This window comes from Psychrosphaera sp. 1_MG-2023, from assembly GCF_030548245.1.
Lineage (GTDB): Bacteria > Pseudomonadota > Gammaproteobacteria > Enterobacterales > Alteromonadaceae > Psychrosphaera > Psychrosphaera algicola.
Genome location: NZ_JAUORW010000010.1, coordinates 82296 through 101403, shown reverse-complemented (window position 1 = coordinate 101403; position 19108 = coordinate 82296). Strand labels below are relative to the sequence as shown.

Sequence of the window (19108 nt, the reverse complement as noted above, 5' to 3'; positions counted from 1 at the left end):
CTGATTTCTCATTCAAATGCCATTGTTAGTCTGTATGTAGCCATTTTTGAACCGCTCCAGCGAGTTCATCAGGGTTAAATTTCGCAATAAAATCATCAGCCCCGACTTTTTCAACCATTGCATGGTTAAAAACACCGCTCAATGAGGTATGAAGTATAACATGTAAATCGGCAAGCTTAGGCCGAGATTTAACTTCGGCTGTTAAGGTATAACCATCCATTTCTGGCATTTCTACGTCAGAGATCAGTAGGCCAATTTTTTCAGTGACAGAATGTTCACAGCTCGCGGCGACTTCAACCAAATAATCGAGGGCTTCTTTACCGTTTTTCTTCGCTTCAATGGGTAACCCTAACCCCTCTAAAGCCCGTTTCACCTGATTTCTCGCAACAGACGAGTCATCAGTAATTAGGATAATACGGTCTCCCAAATCACTTTGCATCTCAGTGTCGGTGACAATACCGTCTGAAACGATTGTGCTTGAAGGCGCTATTTCTTCTAATATTTTTTCCACATCCAAAATTTCGATCAATTCATTGTCGATTTCAGTCACGGCCGTTAAATAGTTAAAGCGACCCGACCCTTTTGGTGGGGGCATAACAGAACCCCAGTTTAAGTTTACAATTCGTTCAACAGAATCCACCAAAAATCCCTGAATGGTCCGATTGTATTCAGTGATAATAATAAAACAGTCTTCCAATTTTTTAATTGGACGCCCACCTGTTGCTAAACTCATATCAATAACAGAGATGGTCTGCCCTCGAATATGAGCAATTCCTTTCACATAGCTATTTAATCTTGGCATCACAGTTAATGGTGGGCATTGCAGAACTTCACGCACTTTAAAAACATTAATGCCATAACGTTGACGACCATTTAACTTGAAAAGTAAAAGTTCCAGCCGGTTTTGACCAACTAATTGGGTTCTCTGATTAACCGAGTCAAGAATACCCGCCATATAACTTCTCCAATAAACTAGGAACGAAAATTGCTTACTCTGTAATGAACAACGTAATAAACAATGATAAATAGATGTTTTTAAGCCTTTAAATATAACTTTAGTCTTGTTTTAGCTTAATACCAACATCAAAACAAATGAAAAAACGCCAGCAATTTGACGGTTTGTCGAATGAAATCAAACTGGCTCGTTAACTATATGATAAAGCATAGTAAAAAGGCGATGAATATGTTGAAAAATTTCCCAAAAGTTTACGTATTAACCATAATCTTTTTATTCACCACATTGGGTGTATCGGCGTCCACGTCAAATTCTTTAATTCAAAAACAACTTATTGACGGTGTAACTCGTTATGTAAATCAAACGGTTAACCCAGACGACAGTGAACATATTAAGGTTAAAACGATACCATTGGACAATCGAATTAGGGTTAATCAATGCCAAGTTCCACTTGAGTATGAAATGATGAATCGTCGTAAGTTCACCAGACAATTTCCAGTTAAGGTCAGCTGCAACGCAACAGGTGCGTATTGGAAAATGTTTGTCCAGGTCCGCGTGACAGAATATATTGAAGCGCTAGTAACAACAAAAAGTGTTGGTAAAGGCGAACTCATAACCGAAGACCATATTACCCTTAGCCTTATAGAAAAAAGAAATGTTGATACCGGCAATGCGATTTCGACCGAAGCACTAATCGGTGGCCGAGCGATCCGTAACTTACATCGAGGCTTTCAAATCGGTGCTAATGATGTTTGTCTGGTTTGTAAAGGTGATAGCATATCGATTGTGGCACAGTCATCTAACATGATGATTAAAACGAATGGTACCGCCATTGAGAGTGGTGCATTTGGTGAGTCAATTAAGGTTAAAAACAATTCTTCAGACCGTATTGTTAAAGGCACGGTTGGAGAATTAAGACAAGTGTACGTAAATTTATAAAATAGTGTTAAAGTTTACCTATTGGCAGCCGATAGCAATGATGAGTAAATATTTTTGGTGGGTATAGTCATGGTAAACGATGTGAAAAATAGTGGATTACAAGGTAACAACACTTTGTACCACGCAAAAAAACAACACTTAGAAGAAGTTAAACACGATTCCGTAAAGCACACGACTACGTCGCGAGGTGCTGAGAAGGACTCTGTCGCGCTTACGCCGCAGGCAAAACAATTGAAAGAATTACAAAAAAAGATTTCGGACGGCGATGGTTTCGACCGGAAAAAAGTTGAAGAAATTAAAAAGGCAATTACCGAAGGTGCATATAGTATCAATTACGAACGCTTAGCGTCGAAATTGGCCGCTTTCGAATTTGATTTATAACTATGGCAGAACAACCAGAAATAATTACTCATTTGAAAAATGTTTTACTGCAACAACGACTAAATCTTCAGTCGATGATGGAGATATTGGCATCTGAATTAGAAGCTGTGAAAAAACGCGACGGTGACCAATTGTCGCGCGTAGCTACAGAAAAAGAAAAGCTGCTGAATGCTATTTCTGAAATTGACAATCAATGCAACACAGAGCAATTTAAGCCATATATTACTGGTAACGACGAATTGTCTGCATTAAGAGATGAAATTGTAGAAGCATTTGAAGTTTGCCAACAAAAAAATGAAGTTGTGTATTTAACTGCAACACAAACTCAAGTCGCCATCGACGAAGTCAAGCGCCTATTAATTGGCGGAAGCCGAAACTCAACATACGACTCGTATGGCCAGAAAAAGACTGGCGGCAGTTTAGGTAAAGGAATCAAAGCCTAAGCCTTTCAGCTGCTATATCCTCGGCCAGTAATATGGCCAAATTCAATACCATCAGTTTCATATCCCTTTATTCTGTTAACCAAAACGCACGCGCCTTTACGGTACCTGTTTGGATTGATGTTTTTTGTGTTGAACTTATGAGCTAATTTAAGGACCAGTGGAGGACCAGTGGGGTCAGAGTCGCTGATATTTAAAACTTCCTCAGTACTCGGTTGGAGATCCCTAATATCGCTTAGGCTCTTTTAGGATGACGTTTTACTTTCTGAAATTATGAGCCAATTGAAGGCGGATTATGAACTTCCTCTGCACTTGGTTGGAAACCTGTGGGGTCAAAGTTGCTGATATTTATAATTTCCTCTGCATTCGGTTGGAGATCCCTAATATCGCTGAGGCTCTTTTGGGATGACGGTATTTCTGGTAGTTGGAATGACGTTTTCTGTTTTGTTCTGAAGGTGGTTTTTCTTTAAAACAAGGTGTTGTTACACATAAAGTTCAGGCAACATTTCCCTTCGTCTAAATCCCCCTTAGTTGAGATTTATATCTCGAAGTGAACGGCAGGGACGCCGTTGCAAGGAATGTGCATAGGGATGTGCGTACATTCCGTCTTCGACGATAATATAAATCTTAAATAAGGATTAGGGATTTGGCCGAAAGCGGTCTTTTTGCCTACTTTTTGGGCTGTTGCAAAAAGTATGGTCGACGCAGTCGAAATGGCCGCCCGCAGGGCAAAGAAAAGCGAATTATGAAATTCCTCTGCATTCGGTTGGAGCTCCCAAATATCGCTTAGGCTGACTCATATTACAAGCTTTGGGGATGACGTTTTTTGTTCTGATTACTTGAGCCAATTAAAAGCGGATTATGAACTTCCTCTGCACTTGGTTGGAGATCCCTAATATCGCTTAGGCTGACTCATATTACAAGCTTTGGGGATGACGTTTTTCGTTCTGATTACTTGAGCCAATTGAAGGCGGATTATGAACTTCCTCTGCATTCGGTTGGAGATCCCAAATATCGCTTAGGCTCTTTTAGGATGACGTTTTTCGGTTTGGTTCGGATGACGGTTTTTCTGTTTGGTTCGGATGACGGTTTTCTCAATAACTAGTTATCACACCTAAAGTTCAGGCTGCATATTACTTCGTCTAAATCCCCCTTAGTTGAGATTTATATCTCGAAGTGAACGGCGGGGACGCCGTTGCAAGGAATGTGTTCACTTAAAGGACGAAGGGAATTCGTCAGTACATGGATGTACGTCAGACGAACTAGGGATGTACGTACATTCCGTCTTCGACGATAATATAAATCTTAAATAAGGATTAGGGATTTACCACAAAGCGGTCTTTTTGGTTACATGATCTTAGAAACAAGAGCGGCTGTTGAGAAAAGTGACTCGCCTTTAGGCGAAAAGCCGCCTGCAATGCACAAGTAACACGTCAGTATGGTCGACGTAGTCGAAAAGCTGCCTGCAAGGCAAATTATCCTAAGACTTACCTTTAAACTTCCTAATACGTTCTACGTATCCACGAACTATTGATACATCAAGCGGTCGGCGTTGTTCGTCTAACACTTTAGCGCCAAATTCTTCGGCAATTTTCTTTGCTGCATTGTGCATCATATTAAACGTTTGTAGTGGTTCTAAGGCATTTGGTAATGTCATAAAAATAGTTAAACCACGGGTTGAGAACTGCTCCATATTGTCCGGATCAAAAGTACCTGGATTAAACATGTTAGCAAGACTAAACAAAATTTCGCCCTGCCCTGAATTTAGTTCATGGCGGTGGAAAAATTCCATTTCACCAAATTTGAAGCCAAGTGTAAGAAGTAGAGGCAACAGTCTCGCACCTTCAATAACAGCACCTTCTGACTTATCGACAAACAGCATCAGCACTTCTTGTGGCGGTTCAGGCTCGGTTTTAGGGGCGTCAGTCGCTTGGAATGAAGGCTCTGTTTTGAATTTTGGCTCAGACTGAGTTGGTGTGCCAGATTGCATAGACCCACCATCAGCGTGTCGGGTTTGGTTAAACGACACAGATTCGTCGACATCCATTTTAGAAATGTCTTTGAAAACAGGTTTTGCTGGCGCAGGTTCATCTGTAACGTCTGACCAATTACCAAGCTTTGGTTCTAGGTCATCAGGGTCTACTTCACCATGACGCAGGTCGGCACGGACGATATCATCAGAATCATCATAATTAGTGGTAAACTCTGTAGGTTGCTCAGTTTTATCACCAACATTTTGAAACAGCTCATTTTGCGGTTCAAACGTAAGTGTTTCGGTGCTTACGGCTACATCCTCAGCTTTTTCTTCAGGAGGGTTTTCTTGCGCTTTGTGGTAAATCGAATCCACATCAACATTCATAACAGGCAAGCCTTTGTTACCACTCTTAGCTTGCAACTCATTAAAGTCCATTTCCATTTGCTGTAACTTTAACGCTTGGTTTTCTTCGCTTAATTCGTTTTCTTCAATTTGCGGCTCTACGTCGTCAACATATTTACGTTTCCGCTCTTCACCAACTGCTTTACGTACCGTCCAAACACCGTGCAGTATTACCGCGCCGATGGCTAACGATCCCAAAAGAATGAATGCTAATCTTAGTTCTTCTGCCATGTGATAAAAATACCCTTATGAGGCTTCCGCCATTTTTACTGCTTCCTGAATGTCTACCGCGACAAGTCTTGATACACCGGGCTCCTGCATAGTGACCCCGGTTAGATGGGTAGCCATTTCCATTGCAACTTTATTATGACTAATGAAAATAAATTGTACTGTTTCTGACATTTCTTTAACCAACTTACAAAATCGACTAACGTTCGCGTCGTCAAGTGGCGCATCAACTTCATCGAGCATACAAAATGGTGCCGGATTCAGTCGGAAAATAGAAAACACCAATGATAATGCGGTCAACGCTTTTTCGCCACCACTAAGAAGGTGAATTGTCGAGTTTTTCTTTCCAGGTGGTCGCGCCATTATGGTAACACCTGTATCTAACATGTCATCTGCGGTTAGTTCTAAATAAGCCGTACCACCGCCAAACACCTTAGGAAATAAAATTTGTAGATCCGTGTTTATTTGTTCAAAGGTTTGCTTAAACTTAGATCTGGATTCGCGATCAATCTTTTTAATTGCAGACTCTAATGTATCCAACGCGCCGGTCAAATCATTAAACTGATCATCTAAGTAGCCTTTTCGTTCTGCTTGTATGTCATATTCTTCAATCGCGGCTAAATTTATAGCCCCCAAACGAGAAATAGAATTAGTGGTTTTTTCTAACTCAATAGTCCATTTTTGCTCTTCGGCTTCGGCTGGCATCCCATCTAAAATAGGCTTCAGCGGTTGATCCATGTCACTGAGCGTTTCTAACATGTTTTGAGCTCTAACCCGAGCGCCTTCACTATCGAGTTTTATCGATTCAATTTCACTGCGCATTTTATCCAGTTTAGCCATTACGCCAGACTGGCCCTTTTCTAATTCGGCAATACTCTGCGCAACCTCAGCTAGTTCAGCTTGCAGTATATGTAATTGTTCTTCCTGCAGGATTTTTTGTTCGAGCAACGCTTCTAACTGTATCTGCAATTCAGCGGTTGGGTCATCACTTTTAGTTAAGCTTGTTTGAAGTTCGACAAAACGAGCTTTCAATTGCGACTGATGCTGATGAGCACGCTGAATGTTGGTGCGTGAAACGTCGAGTTGAGATTGAATATTTTGACATTTCAATTCAAGCTGATGTTTTTGGGTTTTCGCTAAATCCACTTGATGCTTGGCCTGTTTGACTTGTTCCGACAGACTTTGTTTGTCGTTCTCAAGTTCAAGTAACTGACTTTCATGTTCAAGGTGTTGCGTTTCAACTAATTCAAGTTCTTGTTCTAAACCCCAGATCTGAGTTTGTTCTTCTTCTAGCTGGAGAACGATGGTTTCAGCTTCTTTGTGTAATTTGGCAATCAACAATTTATGTTGTGAAAGCTGCTGTTCAAGCAACTTAACTTGCATTTGCGACTCGGCACTTTTTTGTTCCAACAATTGACGTTGTTTTTGTAAGTCATGGAGATTATTTTCCTGTGACCTATGCATTTCGCGCGCTGCGATTAACGTTTGGTTAACGTCCTCTAAAACATGCTCTTGTAATTCAACTTCAATTGTAAGCTCAGAGATCTGCTGTAGTCTTTTTAAAACTCCACTCTCAACGCTAGAACCGTCATTGCTAGTTGATTGACTCGGTCCTGTACAACTCCAATTTTTGCCTACCCACTGCCCATGTATTGTAACGGCACTTTCAAACTCGTTACTCTTAACAAGCTCCAGCGCTTGCTCTGTGGTTTCAGCAACACCAATTGAATTAAACCATGACGGGAAACTGCCGGCTTTCACTTTAGTCGCAATTGAATTAGGTACCGAAGTGAGAACGTCATTAATAACAAACTGACCATTTATTTGAGATTCAGGAAGGCGGTCGACTAAAATAGGCGAGCCCATATAACTGACCAAATTTTCAATAGCGTAAGCCCAATTAGATCCAACTTCTAGCTGCGTTAAAAGTGAACCTGAATTGACCACATTGCTGTCTGCCAAAAGCTCAGCTATTTTTCCAGTGGATTGTGACTCATGCTCAATCTGCCACTGCTTTAAGCCATCGAGCTTGGCTTGCAATGATACCAACTGATTATTGGTGGCTAAATATTGTTGCTCAGTTTCTGTTTTATTTTGCGCTGCGCTATTGAGGGTCGTTTGTTGCTCGTCAATGGCAGATGCGGACTCCACAAGACTTTCGATTAACAGTGCTAATTCGTCGTTGCACAGCGATAATTCTTGTTCTATTGATTTAAGATCAAAATCTTGAATTTCTTTAGTTACTTCAGCTTGACGTTGGGTCAATCGAGCAGTTTGCAGTTGATGGCCTTGAATTTTAGTCTTAACAACCTGACTGTTTTGTACGACATTGGCTGCTAACTTTTGCAACTTTTCCCATGCAGTTTGTCTGCTGTCAAATTTGTGCTCCGCATTTGCAAGAGTTTCCAAACCTTCTTCTAATTGTTCATCGACAATAGCTTGCTCAGGCTCTATAAAGGCCAAAGACTCTTCGAGCGTGTACAAGCTTTCCTGTTCGACTTCAATATGTTGTTCTGCATCTTCTAGAGCCTGCTTCAGCTGAGCAAAGTCTTCGGTTTGTTTTTGTCTGTTTTCTGTCGCAAATACTTTTTGCTGTTCGACACGAGTGATTTGATTGCTTAATTGAAAATCCTGTTGCTGCGCGGCTTGAATATTGTCGGCCAATGTTTGGTGTTGCTGTTTGTATTGCAGCATCCCCAGTTCACCGCCCCGTTGCTCAGCGATAAAAGCTTCTAGCTGTGCTTCTTTTTCTAGTCGGTCTTTTTCATAAACATTAAGTTGTTCATTGTATTTGTGCCACTTTAGCGCGTACAACTCGGCCTTTAATTTACGTTCGTGCGCTTTTAATTCTTTATATCGTTTGGCGGTCGCCGCCTGACGCTTGAGTTTTTCAAGTTGGGTGCCTAACTCTTCCCGCACATCTTCGAGTCTGAGTAAGTTTTCGCGAGTGTGTTTTATTCTGTTTTCAGTTTCTCGGCGGCGTTCTTTGTATTTTGAAATACCTGCCGCTTCTTCGATAAATACTCGAAGCTCCTGAGGCTTAGATTCGATGAGTCGTGAGATCATGCCCTGCTCGATAATTGCGTAAGAACGAGGACCTAAACCTGTTCCTAAGAAAATATCGGTAATATCTCGGCGGCGACATTTAGTACCATTCAAAAAATAGGTGGACTGAGCGTCTTTATTAACTTGGCGTTTTACGGAAATTTCAACGCGGTCAGCCAAATTGCCTTCAATTCGCCCCTCAGTATTGTCAAAGACTAATTCAACACTGGCTTGGGAAACAGGTTTACGCTTAGTAGAACCATTAAAGATGACATCGATCATGGCATCACCACGAAGGTTTTTAGCAGAAGACTCGCCTAATACCCAACGCACGGCGTCAATGATATTAGATTTACCACAGCCATTTGGCCCCACAATAGCGGTCATTTGATCTGGAAACGGCACCGTCGTGGCGTCTACAAATGATTTAAAACCTGCAAGTTTAATATGTTTTAAGCGCATATGGGGGTTTTGTAATTTTTGTCGTTATCGTTGAAATAATTATTGTTGTTCTTAAACAATTCAAACACGACCGCGGGCGTTTATACCAACGGATAATATTAACCAAGCACTTTATCAGATAATATTGAATTTTGTAACATTTCAATCCTTGCGGTTACTCAGTAACTTTTATATTGTTTTAGCTACTTTAGTTTATTTTCGGTTTTGCGTTTCAAATGACAGCATCAGACGGTATCAGATTCTTTTTTAAAGGCTTTTCACTTCTTAATCAAAAAGGCATTAAGCGTTTTGTAATTATCCCTTTAGTGGTTAATTTTGTTTTATTTACGACTGCTTTGGTTTACCTACTCGACGAAATCGGGATACAAATTCAATGGATAAGAGAACAAATTCCTTCTTGGTTAAGTTGGATTGAATTTTTACTTTTCCCTATCGCCCTATTTGTGATTTTATTAGTCTTTAGTCTTGTTTTTAGTTCCGTGGCAAACTGGCTCGCCGCACCTTTTAACGGCGTTTTAGCCGAACGAGTGGAGCAAAAACTGACTGGCGTAACCCCTCAGCAAGATTCTGTAATGGCCGTTATTAAAGCCATTCCCCATACATTATTACGGGAATGGCAAAAGCTTGCCTACTTTATCCCGCGTTTAATAGGGTTTCTACTAATCGGTTGGTTTTTTCCAATTATCGGGCAAATAGCCTGGTTCTTGTTTATCGCCTGGACGTTAGCTATTCAGTATTGTGACTATGCCTTTGATAATAATAAAGTTGAATTTGACCATATGCGCTATGTATTGAGACAAAACAAAAGTGCCTGTTTTGGTTTTGGTGCGGCGGTGTCGATTTTTACTATGGTGCCAATATTAAATTTAATTGTGATGCCCGTTGCTATTTGCGGCGCTACGGCAATGTGGGTGGAAGAACTTAAAAGCCAAACCTAGTGAATTAATCCGGCTTTAGTTTAACTAACGTCGAATTTCATTTTAAACAATGCGTTTAAACACCTAGTGCCGCAGCATCTACACAAACATAGCGTCTACGTAAATGCTTGCAACCCCGTTTGCGAGCGCCCTAAGATAAGCCCATGCACATCGTACGTGCCTTCGTAAGTATTCACAGTCTCTAAATTTATCATATGGCGCATAATATGGTATTCATCGGAAATCCCGTTGCCACCGTGCATATCTCTCGACTTACGTGCGATGTCTAATGCTTTACTGCAGTTATTACGTTTGATCAAAGAAATAGCATTTGGTTCTACCTGTCCATTATCCAACAACTCCCCTACTCTTAACGCGCCCTGAAGCCCCAATGTAATATCGGTTTGCATATCGGCCAGTTTAGTTTGAAACAATTGGGTTTGCGCCAGTGGTCGATTAAACTGCTTGCGTTGTAAGCCATATTGCCGAGCCGCATGCCAACAAAATTCCGCTGCACCCATTGCCCCCCAGGCAATTCCGTATCGTGCCATATTTAAACAACTAAAGGGCCCTTTAAGACCTGTTACATCCCCTAATAACGCGGAGTCTGGTACAAAAACGTTATCCATTACGATCTCTCCAGTAATGGATGCCCGTAATGACAACTTACCTTCAATCTTTGGCGTAGATAGCCCCTTTAGTCCTCTATCCAAAATAAACCCAGTAATTTTATTATCACAAGCTTGGTTTTTAGCCCACACAATAAATACGTCAGCGATTGGCGAATTAGTGATCCACATTTTTGCGCCAGTAAGTTCATACCCTCCCGCAACCTTTTTAGCGGTAGTGGTCATCGATGCCGGATCAGAACCTGAGTTCGGCTCAGTCAAGCCAAAACACCCAATCCACTCCCCTGTTGCCAGTTTAGGCAAATACTTTTGCTTTTGCGCTTCACTGCCAAATTCGGCAATTGGGTACATTACAAGAGAAGACTGCACGCTCATTGCACTGCGATAGCCGCTGTCCACACGCTCGACTTCACGGGCGACTAAACCATAACTTACATAACTAATGCCTGAACAGCCGTACCCTTTTATCGTAGCCCCTAATAAACCAGCTTCTCCAAATTTCCGCATTATAGTCGGATCAAAATAACCTTCTCTATTGGCTTGAATAATAGTGGGCATTAACTCTTTTTGACAAAAATCGTTCGCCATAGATTGAATGATCCGCTCATCTTCACCAAGTTGATCCGACAGCTTTAAGATATCTTGCCAATTATTAGATAATAAATTGCTCATTTGCTCGCTCTTACAAAATAGAGTGTTTTTTACTCGGTAAAAAACGCCGCCGATTAATATTAACTGCTATCATTTTGTTTATTTTAATTGACCATTAGCCCATATTAGATAAGCTTATCGTTTGGTTATCAAAAATAAATACAAATTTGTTGTTAATACAGTATGAGTACTAATAATTAGGTATGCAAAATATGAATGGAAAACAAGACCAACGAACGTTAGATGAAAAAGTATTTGGAAAGCTTTTAGTCTATATAGGGATATTACTGCCGCTATCGATAGGCCTTATCGTGTTCGTATTTTTTGAGTATGGACAACTTTCTGCGGGCCAAATTGGACAAGTCGGCGACTTTTTTGGCGGCTGGTTAACGCCGGTTATCTTAGCATTTACGTTATTGTTACTTATCTTTACTATTCGTTTTCAAATCCATCAACTCAAAGTCACACGAGATGAATTAAAAGCCTCGGCTGAAGCTCAAAAGAAAGCGGCGCAGGCCCATACTGCGATGTTGAAATATTCCAAACGCAGCTTCGAACTAGATTCTAACGCCAAAGGGCTTGTTAATTTAGTTGCGCAGTCAGATGACTTTTTAAATACAAAAGTTAACCTTTATATCGATATCATCAATTTTGATAATAAGTTACCTGACGATATAAGGCTCTTCAATGTTCTTGATATTTGGCGAAAAGAGCTCGAAAGCGGCAACAAAATGCAAATGAAGTGTCGTAATGATCGTGATAAGCAACACATCGACAAATACTTACAAAGCCTCAACAATGAAATTTATGTATGCCAGTCATTGGTGAAAAACGATGGTTGGGTATATTTATCTCCTTACCTCAACTCGATTTCAGAGCATATTGAAGCATCGGTTATTTTGTATAAAGTTGGCCTGATAAGTGACAAAACCATTTGGCGTATCAAACAAGCTCTCAACGGCTTGCATAACAAAGTGTCTCATATCAATAGCCAAGGCGTTGTGCTCGACGACGAAATTATTGCCAAGATGGTTAAAGAAATATTTAAAGAATTATTGATGTCGATCCCAACACCGGAAATGTTTAGATATTCTGATCAACCAAAACCAGTTGCCCCAGCAAAACCAGAAGTCGAAGCAGAAAACACCGACTTAGAGTTCATTTCTTCAATTCAACCGCCGGACCCTAAATCAAAATCGTAACTGAATCGCGATAAATCGCTTAAAAATGTCCTGTTGTATTTTGCAACGGGACTTTTTTATGCCACTACTAACCTCACCATTCCGAGTAAGTTTACCCCTAACGTCTTAGCACTTTTAATATCAATCCCGTTATCTAAATTAGAAACCGTATAAGCAAAAATGCTATTTATCATAACGTATTCTTATAACCATCCCTTTTACCTTGACGTTTTTTTGTACTATAAGTTTTAATTAGCTTTCAAAAACAATAACAAAATCATGGAAGATAATTGTATGTTAATTGACGAAGACGCGTCTTTTCAGCTAGAGAAACATTGTATCTATTGTCTACACACTGCCGATTTAATTGTTAACGGTAAAGTAAAATGTAACTTAGATAATTTAGAGTCCCTCGTATTTCTTCATCTCATCAAAAACAAAGATAAACTGGTCACATACGAAGATTTACATCAATTTTGGAATAATCGATACCTAGGTGAAGGCGTAATTACGCGGGTCATTTCTAACTTACGTACTAAGTTACGAACGGTTGGCTGTTTAGAAATTAAAATACTAAACAAACATAAACGGGGTTATATTCTGACCGGTCCTATTGCTAAAACATCAAACAATCCAACGCTTGATTTTCATCTACCCCGCTCTTTAGTTACTAACCTTATAATAGGCGCATCACTGATTGTTATGTTAGCGGTTTATTTGCCTGACCGGTTTAATCAAAAGATAACCTTACCTGCTCAACTAAAAACTTCACAAACATTGTTAGCAGAACCCAAGCTAATTCAGCAGGTGGCGATTAGTCCAAGTCAAAAACTCGTCGCATATGCATCGCCCCAGAAAAGTGGGAGATTTACCGAGCTAAAAATAATAAATCGACTCGACGATACAAAAATTAAGATGGTGGATAATGGCTCATTATATTCGCCGGTTTGGTTATCTGAATATCAACTCCTATTTCGGGCTGTTAATCAGCATGACTGCTTTGTAAAACAAGTGGAGTTGTCAACAGAGCTAGAAATATTAAGTATGATTAACCTTTTTCGATGCAATGAAAAAGCGATTGCCAACTCCCTATCTCTCTATAAACAAAACAAATTATTGCTAACAAATGCCAGCCTAGGTTCATCGGGTAATCGGGTCTCATTTGCTGATTTAACTGGGCAGGCGTGTAAAGCCATCGAATTTCCAGAACTAGCTGGTCAAACGATTTACAACATCATTACCCATGAAAATTCGCCGGAAGTTTTCCTTTTGGCCACTTCCGATTGGCAAACCACAAATGTAATTAAAACCTCTATTGAAAGTAACTGGCAGACAACTTGGCAGATAACCTCGACTGAGTTTCTCAAATCAGCTGCTTGGAATGGCAAGGACCTCATCGTCAAACATACTAAAAATAGCTTAATGAAATTTACGTGGGAGAAAGACATACTTGTTGCCGAACAAGAACTCGAACTAAATTACAATTTATACGCTGGCTTTCATTCACCTATCCATACAAAAAATGGCGTTGTGGTGATCAGCGATAACAAAAATACTCGTACCTTGTCTAAAATCGAGGTGAATAGCCGTTTTCGTGAAAAATTAATAGAACTGCCTTCTGACATTACCTTTTTAGAAAAACACCCAAAATTAGGTTTATTGTTTAAGGACACCCGTAACCCAGAGTTTACCCAGTTATCGACATGGAATAGCAATAAAAAGTCGTTCGAGCCAATCGTAGACATCCCCGAACAATTTGCCGCAGTAAATATGTCAATAGATCCCACTGGTAACCAAGTGGCGATTGAGTCAGACCACAAAATTGTTTTAGCAAATATTATAGGACAACGAGTGGATATCGATAACTCTCAATACATAGAGGGCGATCAACCTCGATTTATCTCAAACAAACTATTTTTACATTCCACGATCGACGGCATTGATAAAGTACTGCAAGCAAATACATTCGACTTAGATGCGCCGCCACAATATATTGCAACCGCCAAGAATATTGCGCAGTTCGATAATAACCTAATTTATTCACATCAGACAAAGTTAGGAATTTGGAAACATAGACGCCCCTTTCAAACCTTGCTGTTGAATACAAACTTTCGGGTTACTGAATTATTAGCAGACGATAATATTCTCTATTTTAAAATGGCTAATGGTGAGCATATGGTATATATCGACGGTCAAAAACGGCCCGCTCCCGTTGAACCTAATGAACACATCGCTGATATCGACGACAATTATCTATACGCCGTAGCAAAAGCCAACGGACCATCTGAATTGTTACTACTAAAATAAGTGGTGCAATTGTTCAATTTATTATGGTAAAACCTGAATGTATTAGTAGAATTTACAAATAGATAAAGTCTAGTTATAAATAGCGTTGTTAAAACCTAAATAGGATAAACAGATGAAATTTGGATCAAAATTAGTAATTACCGCCTTATTAACTGCGTCAGCTGCAAGTGTTATTGCAGAGCCAGCAAGCTCTCAAAAACAAGCAAACAAAGCCGTTGAATGGCGCCAAGCGATGTTTCAGCTAATTGCGAGTAATATGGGCTCATTAGGTGCAATGGCCAAAGGTAAGATCCCGGTAGATGCTGCTACTGTCGAAAAAAATGCAACTCGTATTAACCAACTTGCTAATATGATCGACGACTATACCTCGGTTGATACGCGAAAGTTTGATGTTAAAACAGAAGCTTTAGATAAAGTCTGGGAAGACAGAGCTGATTTTGACAAAAAAATTCAAGCTCTAATTAATGCTTCAAGCACACTTGCTGAAAAAGCTAAGTCTGGCGACACAAGCGCCATTAAATCGGCAATCGGTGGAATTGGAAAAAGCTGTAAAGGTTGTCACGACGTCTACAAACAAGATTAATAGTCGTTTACATAAACGTCGATAGAAACTAAGTGGTACGTGAATATCTTGTACCACTTATTCAACTCTCCCGAGCCCTGCTACACTTCATTTGTCTGCTTAGGTAAATTTAATACCACTCTTCAATTACAGGCGCGTTTAACACAACGAGCCAATAAACAAACAAGACCGCAACGATTACGACGACGAGCGCAATAACCAGCTTAGAGTGTTGAATTTGATGTTCTTGTACAATGCCTTCTTCGAGTTTACGGCCTGTAAACATCGCTTTGATTAAATTTTGCTTTTTGCGGAATAAATAATAAAACGCCGCAAATACATGAAATCCAATAGCCACGAGAATGACATTAATTAGATTATGGTGAATAGTCGACATAACGGCATCTACCGAGTCTCCTAACGCCCCTGAATAAGGTCCTGTGGTAAATATCTCATCATCCATAAACAAGCCACTAACAGCTTGTATGGCGATTGCAGATAACAAAAATACCACCATCAAACTACCAAGCGGGTTATGGCCTGCGTATGTTTTAGTCAAATTATCGTTTACTTTTGGGTTGACTAAAGACCGCCCATAGCGCCAAATATCTTGAGGGTTAAGATTTAGCGATTTAAATAAAGCATAGCGAGTCCCAACAATCCCCCACATTAGGCGAAATGTCAAAAGGGCCAAAACAACATATCCACTTCGCAAATGCCAGTCGATAAACTCGCTACCCAATTTTGCAAAAATAAAACTCGCAGAAAACGACAAAACTAATAGCCAGTGGAATAATCGTGTTGGTAGATCCCATATCAGTACGCCAGGTGCCATTTTGTATCCTTAACAACAGGTAAAAAATTAACGAATAAACGCTAAATAGAATGACTTTATTTTAACTGAAGTGGTTTTAAATGAAAGTTAAGAGTAGTCGCAGAGGTAATAGTTCTGGAAATGGAGTTGAGTGGTAGTTCCCGAGCGAGCCACCGGCAAGGGAACCACCGAGGGAGATGGTACAAAACACATTCCTAACGCCGGACTAAATCCACCGTCGTTTCAAAGCTGTATACCTTTAAATTCTAGCGGATAGCAAATATTGACTCAACCACTGATTGATAATTTTTCATCCGTGAATTCACAATTATTTAAACAATATTGTTAAGGTAAAATTAACTTACTAAATATTGCTTTGCTAATGGTGAAAACATTAAGCTCAACAAGGTAAATCCGGCATAGACTTACCTGTTGAATTTTAAAACTGAGTTTAGAAGAATTTTTAGCTAATTTTGTTATGAAAACACTGCATTTCTTCGCCGATTTCTTTACGCATATCCATTAATCGAATAGCAGATTCACGTTGAACAATGTCTTCTTCTTCTACTGGTTCCCACTGCGGAACTTTTTCTGGCTGACCATTTTGGTCAACAGCCACCATAATAACGATACAGGTTGTAGTTGTTCTGCGATTAAGTGACTTTGGATCACAGGCATTTACTTCAATTGCAATATGCATTGAGGAAGTACCTGTGTATACCACTTTAGCCGCCACTTCAACTAATGAACCCACATGAATAGGTGCCACAAATCGAATGCCACCAGCATAAGCGGTAACACAGTATCGACCACTCCAACCAGCGGCACACGCATAAGCTGCAAGGTCAATCCATTTCATTACCGCACCACCATGCACTTTGCCACCAAAGTTAACATCTTGCGGTTCAGCTAAAAATCTCAGTTTAATATCACGTTGTGATTGACTCATCACTCACTCTTTCATAATTTGGTTCAGATATTGAAAAGAATATACTAATAAATTATAAATGAACAATTTCCAACAGTTATAACTAACAACTGGTTTTTTCATACTGCTGTAAATTTAGTAATAACCAAACCAATATTTAAACTTTTCGGTTCAATATTGGTTTGCATTTTGCCAATCAATTGTTTCCAACGACGTTTAATAAGCGCTAAATTTATAAACTATCTGACGCTGATACTCTTCACCAGGTGACAATAAAATACTAGGAAAATGCGGTTGATTTGTGGCATCAACATAATCCTGGCATTCTAAGCAAACCCCCTGATAAGGCCTGAATGGATCATCTAAAAACTTACCGGTATAAAGCTGAATCGATGGCTGATCCGTCATCACTGTCATTTTAACTCGATTTTTAACAGAACGAAGTTCGGCTTTAATTTCACTTTCAGGTTTTAAAACAAAGCAAGTATCGAAGCCCTCTTCATTTTTTACTTGAGCAAATTTATTTAAATCGATTAGTTCAGCAATTGAACGGCCTGCGGCAAAGTCCACGCCCATATCGTCAATATTAAGTAATTCACCCGTTGGAATACCCGCAGAACTGCGTTCTAAAAAGCCATCTGCTGATAACTTGAGTTGCAGATCAAAACAGCTCTTTTCACCTAAATTAAAGTAAGCGTGATTGGTTAAATTAAGAGGCGTCTTTTTATCTGTTATTCCCCAATAATCAATGGTCAACGCGCCGTTTTCAGAAAGTTGATAGGTCACCGCCAGTTGCACATTGCCAGGAAAACCATTGTGGCCGTCGCTGACATCTAAAGTGAATTTAGCATACTGCGCGGTCAAACTGTCTTGCTCTAGCTGCCAATATTGCAACGAAATGTTGTCATCACCGCCGTGTAAGCAGTTATCTCCATCATTAGCAGGTAACGTATATTGTTGCCCATCAATTTCAAATTTAGCATTTTCAATTCGATTACACACTCGGCCACACGTAGCGCCAAGATAAAATGGGTCCGATACAAACTCTTTGGTTGTGTCGTAACGGACCAGCATTTCCTGCAACTTATCAATGACAGGGTATTTTACCGAAGTGATCCTCGCGCCAAAATTGACTAAAGTCACTTCCATACCGATGTCATTTTTCAATACTGTTTTAACTAATTCCGTCATCTTTTCTGTACCCGTTTGGATTCCCAGACTGCCAACGCCACGTATCTACCATCATGTCGTCTAAATTACGTTTGGCCTGCCAGTCTAATTCTGTATTCGCTTTTTCGGCATTTGCCCAAAAAGCCGCTAAATCGCCTGCCCTACGTGGCGCAACGTCAAACGGTATCGTTTGTCCGGTCGCCTGTTCAAATGCGTTAACAATTTGGAACACGGATATACCTTGTCCAGTCCCCAAATTAAACGCCTCAACACCCGCAAAGGTATCGTGTTTATGTAACCAATTTAATGCAGCAACGTGGCCTTCAGCTAAATCCATTACATGTAAATAATCGCGTTCACAGCTCCCATCTTTAGTTGGGTAATCGTCGCCAAATATATTTAGCTTCTCTCTTTTACCAACAGCAACTTGTGCTACAAACGGCAATAAATTATTTGGAATACCTTTTGGATCTTCGCCAATTTGACCACTTTCATGGGCGCCAATTGGGTTAAAGTATCTTAGAGATACCCCTCTAAATTTATTATTTGCTAACGCAAAATCTGCCATTACATTTTCAACCATGACTTTACTCGTGCCATAAGGACTTGAAGGCCGGCCTAATGTCATTGTTTCAACATATGGCGCTGTGTTTTGCTCTCCATATACTGTGGCTGAACTGCTGAAAATAAAGTCCTGTACCCCAAATTTTTCCATGACTTCTAATAAACAAATAGAACCATGCACATTGTTTTGATAATAACTCAGTGGAATTTGAGATGATTCACCAACCGCTTTTAACGCCGCAAAATGGATAACTGACGTGATCTTGTGTGCAGTAAACACCGAACTTAATTTTTCTTTATCGCGAATATCACCTTCAATAAACTCGACTGTTTTGCCAGTAAGCTGTTTAACACGAGTGAGTGATTCTTCACTTGAATTACATAAATTGTCATAGACAACGACGTCGAAATTTTTATTAAGAAGAGATAAAACGGTATGTGAACCGATATATCCGGCACCACCTGTAACTAGAATTTTCATGTTGGACTCATCTAACATTAAAAAGGCCGAGAGCCGGCCTTGTTGATTTTGAAGTGAAATTCTGGAGTATTGAAACG

Annotated in this window: 15 protein-coding genes; 7 read left to right on the top strand and 8 right to left on the bottom strand. The window is 40.0% G+C overall.

What is annotated here, in order from left to right; translation table 11 throughout:
• Positions 1-25 precede the first annotated feature (25 nt).
• Positions 26-955, bottom strand: coding sequence for a chemotaxis protein CheV (locus Q4575_RS11125; protein WP_215964131.1), 930 nt, complete (start codon positions 953-955; stop codon positions 26-28).
• A 228-nt stretch (positions 956-1183) separates the two neighbouring features.
• Here Q4575_RS11125 and flgA point away from each other — a divergent pair, with 228 nt between their 5' ends.
• From flgA to flgN, 3 genes are all read left to right on the top strand, one after another.
• Positions 1184-1894: a flagellar basal body P-ring formation chaperone FlgA gene (gene flgA / locus Q4575_RS11120; RefSeq protein ID WP_303523007.1), complete on the top strand. Its 711-nt coding sequence runs from the start codon at positions 1184-1186 to the stop codon at positions 1892-1894.
• A gap of 81 nt (positions 1895-1975) precedes the next feature.
• Positions 1976-2275, top strand: coding sequence for a flagellar biosynthesis anti-sigma factor FlgM (gene flgM / locus Q4575_RS11115; RefSeq protein ID WP_303523006.1), 300 nt, complete (start codon positions 1976-1978; stop codon positions 2273-2275).
• A gap of 2 nt (positions 2276-2277) precedes the next feature.
• Positions 2278-2718, top strand: a complete 441-nt coding sequence (gene flgN, locus Q4575_RS11110) for a flagellar export chaperone FlgN (protein ID WP_303523005.1) — start codon at positions 2278-2280, stop codon at positions 2716-2718.
• 1477 nt (positions 2719-4195) lie between these two features.
• Here the strand turns inward: flgN and zipA are convergent.
• Together zipA and Q4575_RS11100 are read right to left on the bottom strand one after the other, a co-directional pair.
• Positions 4196-5323 carry a cell division protein ZipA gene (gene zipA, locus Q4575_RS11105; RefSeq protein ID WP_215964127.1) on the bottom strand — a complete coding sequence of 376 codons (1128 nt, stop codon included), beginning with the start codon at positions 5321-5323 and terminating at the stop codon, positions 4196-4198.
• A 15-nt stretch (positions 5324-5338) separates the two neighbouring features.
• The gene (locus tag Q4575_RS11100; protein WP_215964126.1) at positions 5339-8827 is read right to left on the bottom strand and encodes a chromosome segregation protein SMC; all 3489 of its coding nucleotides are present in this window, start codon (positions 8825-8827) and stop codon (positions 5339-5341) included.
• Positions 8828-9042: 215 nt separating this feature from the next.
• On the opposite strand from Q4575_RS11100, the gene cysZ reads away from it, so the two are divergent.
• On the top strand, positions 9043-9765 hold the full coding sequence (gene cysZ / locus Q4575_RS11095; RefSeq protein ID WP_215964125.1) for a sulfate transporter CysZ: 723 nt from the start codon (positions 9043-9045) through the stop codon (positions 9763-9765).
• Between the two features lie 95 nt (positions 9766-9860).
• Here cysZ and Q4575_RS11090 read toward each other — a convergent pair whose 3' ends face one another.
• The gene (locus tag Q4575_RS11090; protein WP_215964124.1) at positions 9861-11045 is read right to left on the bottom strand and encodes an acyl-CoA dehydrogenase; all 1185 of its coding nucleotides are present in this window, start codon (positions 11043-11045) and stop codon (positions 9861-9863) included.
• Positions 11046-11236: 191 nt separating this feature from the next.
• Between Q4575_RS11090 and Q4575_RS11085 the strand changes: the two genes are divergently transcribed.
• The 3 genes from Q4575_RS11085 to Q4575_RS11075 all read left to right on the top strand — a co-directional run bounded on the left by Q4575_RS11085 (position 11237) and on the right by Q4575_RS11075 (position 15095).
• The gene (locus Q4575_RS11085; protein ID WP_303523004.1) at positions 11237-12226 is read left to right on the top strand and encodes a hypothetical protein; all 990 of its coding nucleotides are present in this window, start codon (positions 11237-11239) and stop codon (positions 12224-12226) included.
• A 273-nt stretch (positions 12227-12499) separates the two neighbouring features.
• The gene (locus Q4575_RS11080; protein WP_303523003.1) at positions 12500-14512 is read left to right on the top strand and encodes a hypothetical protein; all 2013 of its coding nucleotides are present in this window, start codon (positions 12500-12502) and stop codon (positions 14510-14512) included.
• Positions 14513-14624: 112 nt separating this feature from the next.
• Complete coding sequence (locus Q4575_RS11075; protein WP_303523002.1) at positions 14625-15095, top strand: cytochrome c; 471 nt, start codon at positions 14625-14627, stop codon at positions 15093-15095.
• Positions 15096-15204: 109 nt separating this feature from the next.
• Here Q4575_RS11075 and Q4575_RS11070 read toward each other — a convergent pair whose 3' ends face one another.
• From Q4575_RS11070 to galE, 4 genes are all read right to left on the bottom strand, one after another.
• Positions 15205-15909, bottom strand: coding sequence for a cytochrome b/b6 domain-containing protein (locus tag Q4575_RS11070; protein WP_303523001.1), 705 nt, complete (start codon positions 15907-15909; stop codon positions 15205-15207).
• 442 nt (positions 15910-16351) lie between these two features.
• Positions 16352-16837 carry an acyl-CoA thioesterase gene (locus Q4575_RS11065; RefSeq protein WP_215964119.1) on the bottom strand — a complete coding sequence of 162 codons (486 nt, stop codon included), beginning with the start codon at positions 16835-16837 and terminating at the stop codon, positions 16352-16354.
• A 195-nt stretch (positions 16838-17032) separates the two neighbouring features.
• Positions 17033-18007, bottom strand: coding sequence for an aldose epimerase family protein (locus Q4575_RS11060; RefSeq protein WP_303523000.1), 975 nt, complete (start codon positions 18005-18007; stop codon positions 17033-17035).
• The gene (gene galE, locus Q4575_RS11055) at positions 17991-19031 is read right to left on the bottom strand and encodes a UDP-glucose 4-epimerase GalE (RefSeq protein WP_303522999.1); all 1041 of its coding nucleotides are present in this window, start codon (positions 19029-19031) and stop codon (positions 17991-17993) included. The genes Q4575_RS11060 and galE overlap by 17 nt, the downstream gene beginning before the upstream one ends.
• Between the last annotated feature and the right edge of the window lie 77 nt (positions 19032-19108).

Coding starts and splice junctions, on each gene's coding strand:
- Q4575_RS11125 (WP_215964131.1), bottom strand. CDS start 955: ATGGCGGGTATTCTTGACTCGGTTAATCAGAGAACCCAATTAGTTGGT.
- flgA (WP_303523007.1), top strand. CDS start 1,184: ATGTTGAAAAATTTCCCAAAAGTTTACGTATTAACCATAATCTTTTTA.
- flgN (WP_303523005.1), top strand. CDS start 2,278: ATGGCAGAACAACCAGAAATAATTACTCATTTGAAAAATGTTTTACTG.
- zipA (WP_215964127.1), bottom strand. CDS start 5,323: ATGGCAGAAGAACTAAGATTAGCATTCATTCTTTTGGGATCGTTAGCC.
- Q4575_RS11100 (WP_215964126.1), bottom strand. CDS start 8,827: ATGCGCTTAAAACATATTAAACTTGCAGGTTTTAAATCATTTGTAGAC.
- cysZ (WP_215964125.1), top strand. CDS start 9,043: ATGACAGCATCAGACGGTATCAGATTCTTTTTTAAAGGCTTTTCACTT.
- Q4575_RS11090 (WP_215964124.1), bottom strand. CDS start 11,045: ATGAGCAATTTATTATCTAATAATTGGCAAGATATCTTAAAGCTGTCG.
- Q4575_RS11085 (WP_303523004.1), top strand. CDS start 11,237: ATGAATGGAAAACAAGACCAACGAACGTTAGATGAAAAAGTATTTGGA.
- Q4575_RS11080 (WP_303523003.1), top strand. CDS start 12,500: ATGTTAATTGACGAAGACGCGTCTTTTCAGCTAGAGAAACATTGTATC.
- Q4575_RS11075 (WP_303523002.1), top strand. CDS start 14,625: ATGAAATTTGGATCAAAATTAGTAATTACCGCCTTATTAACTGCGTCA.
- Q4575_RS11070 (WP_303523001.1), bottom strand. CDS start 15,909: ATGGCACCTGGCGTACTGATATGGGATCTACCAACACGATTATTCCAC.
- Q4575_RS11065 (WP_215964119.1), bottom strand. CDS start 16,837: ATGAGTCAATCACAACGTGATATTAAACTGAGATTTTTAGCTGAACCG.
- Q4575_RS11060 (WP_303523000.1), bottom strand. CDS start 18,007: ATGACGGAATTAGTTAAAACAGTATTGAAAAATGACATCGGTATGGAA.
- galE (WP_303522999.1), bottom strand. CDS start 19,031: ATGAAAATTCTAGTTACAGGTGGTGCCGGATATATCGGTTCACATACC.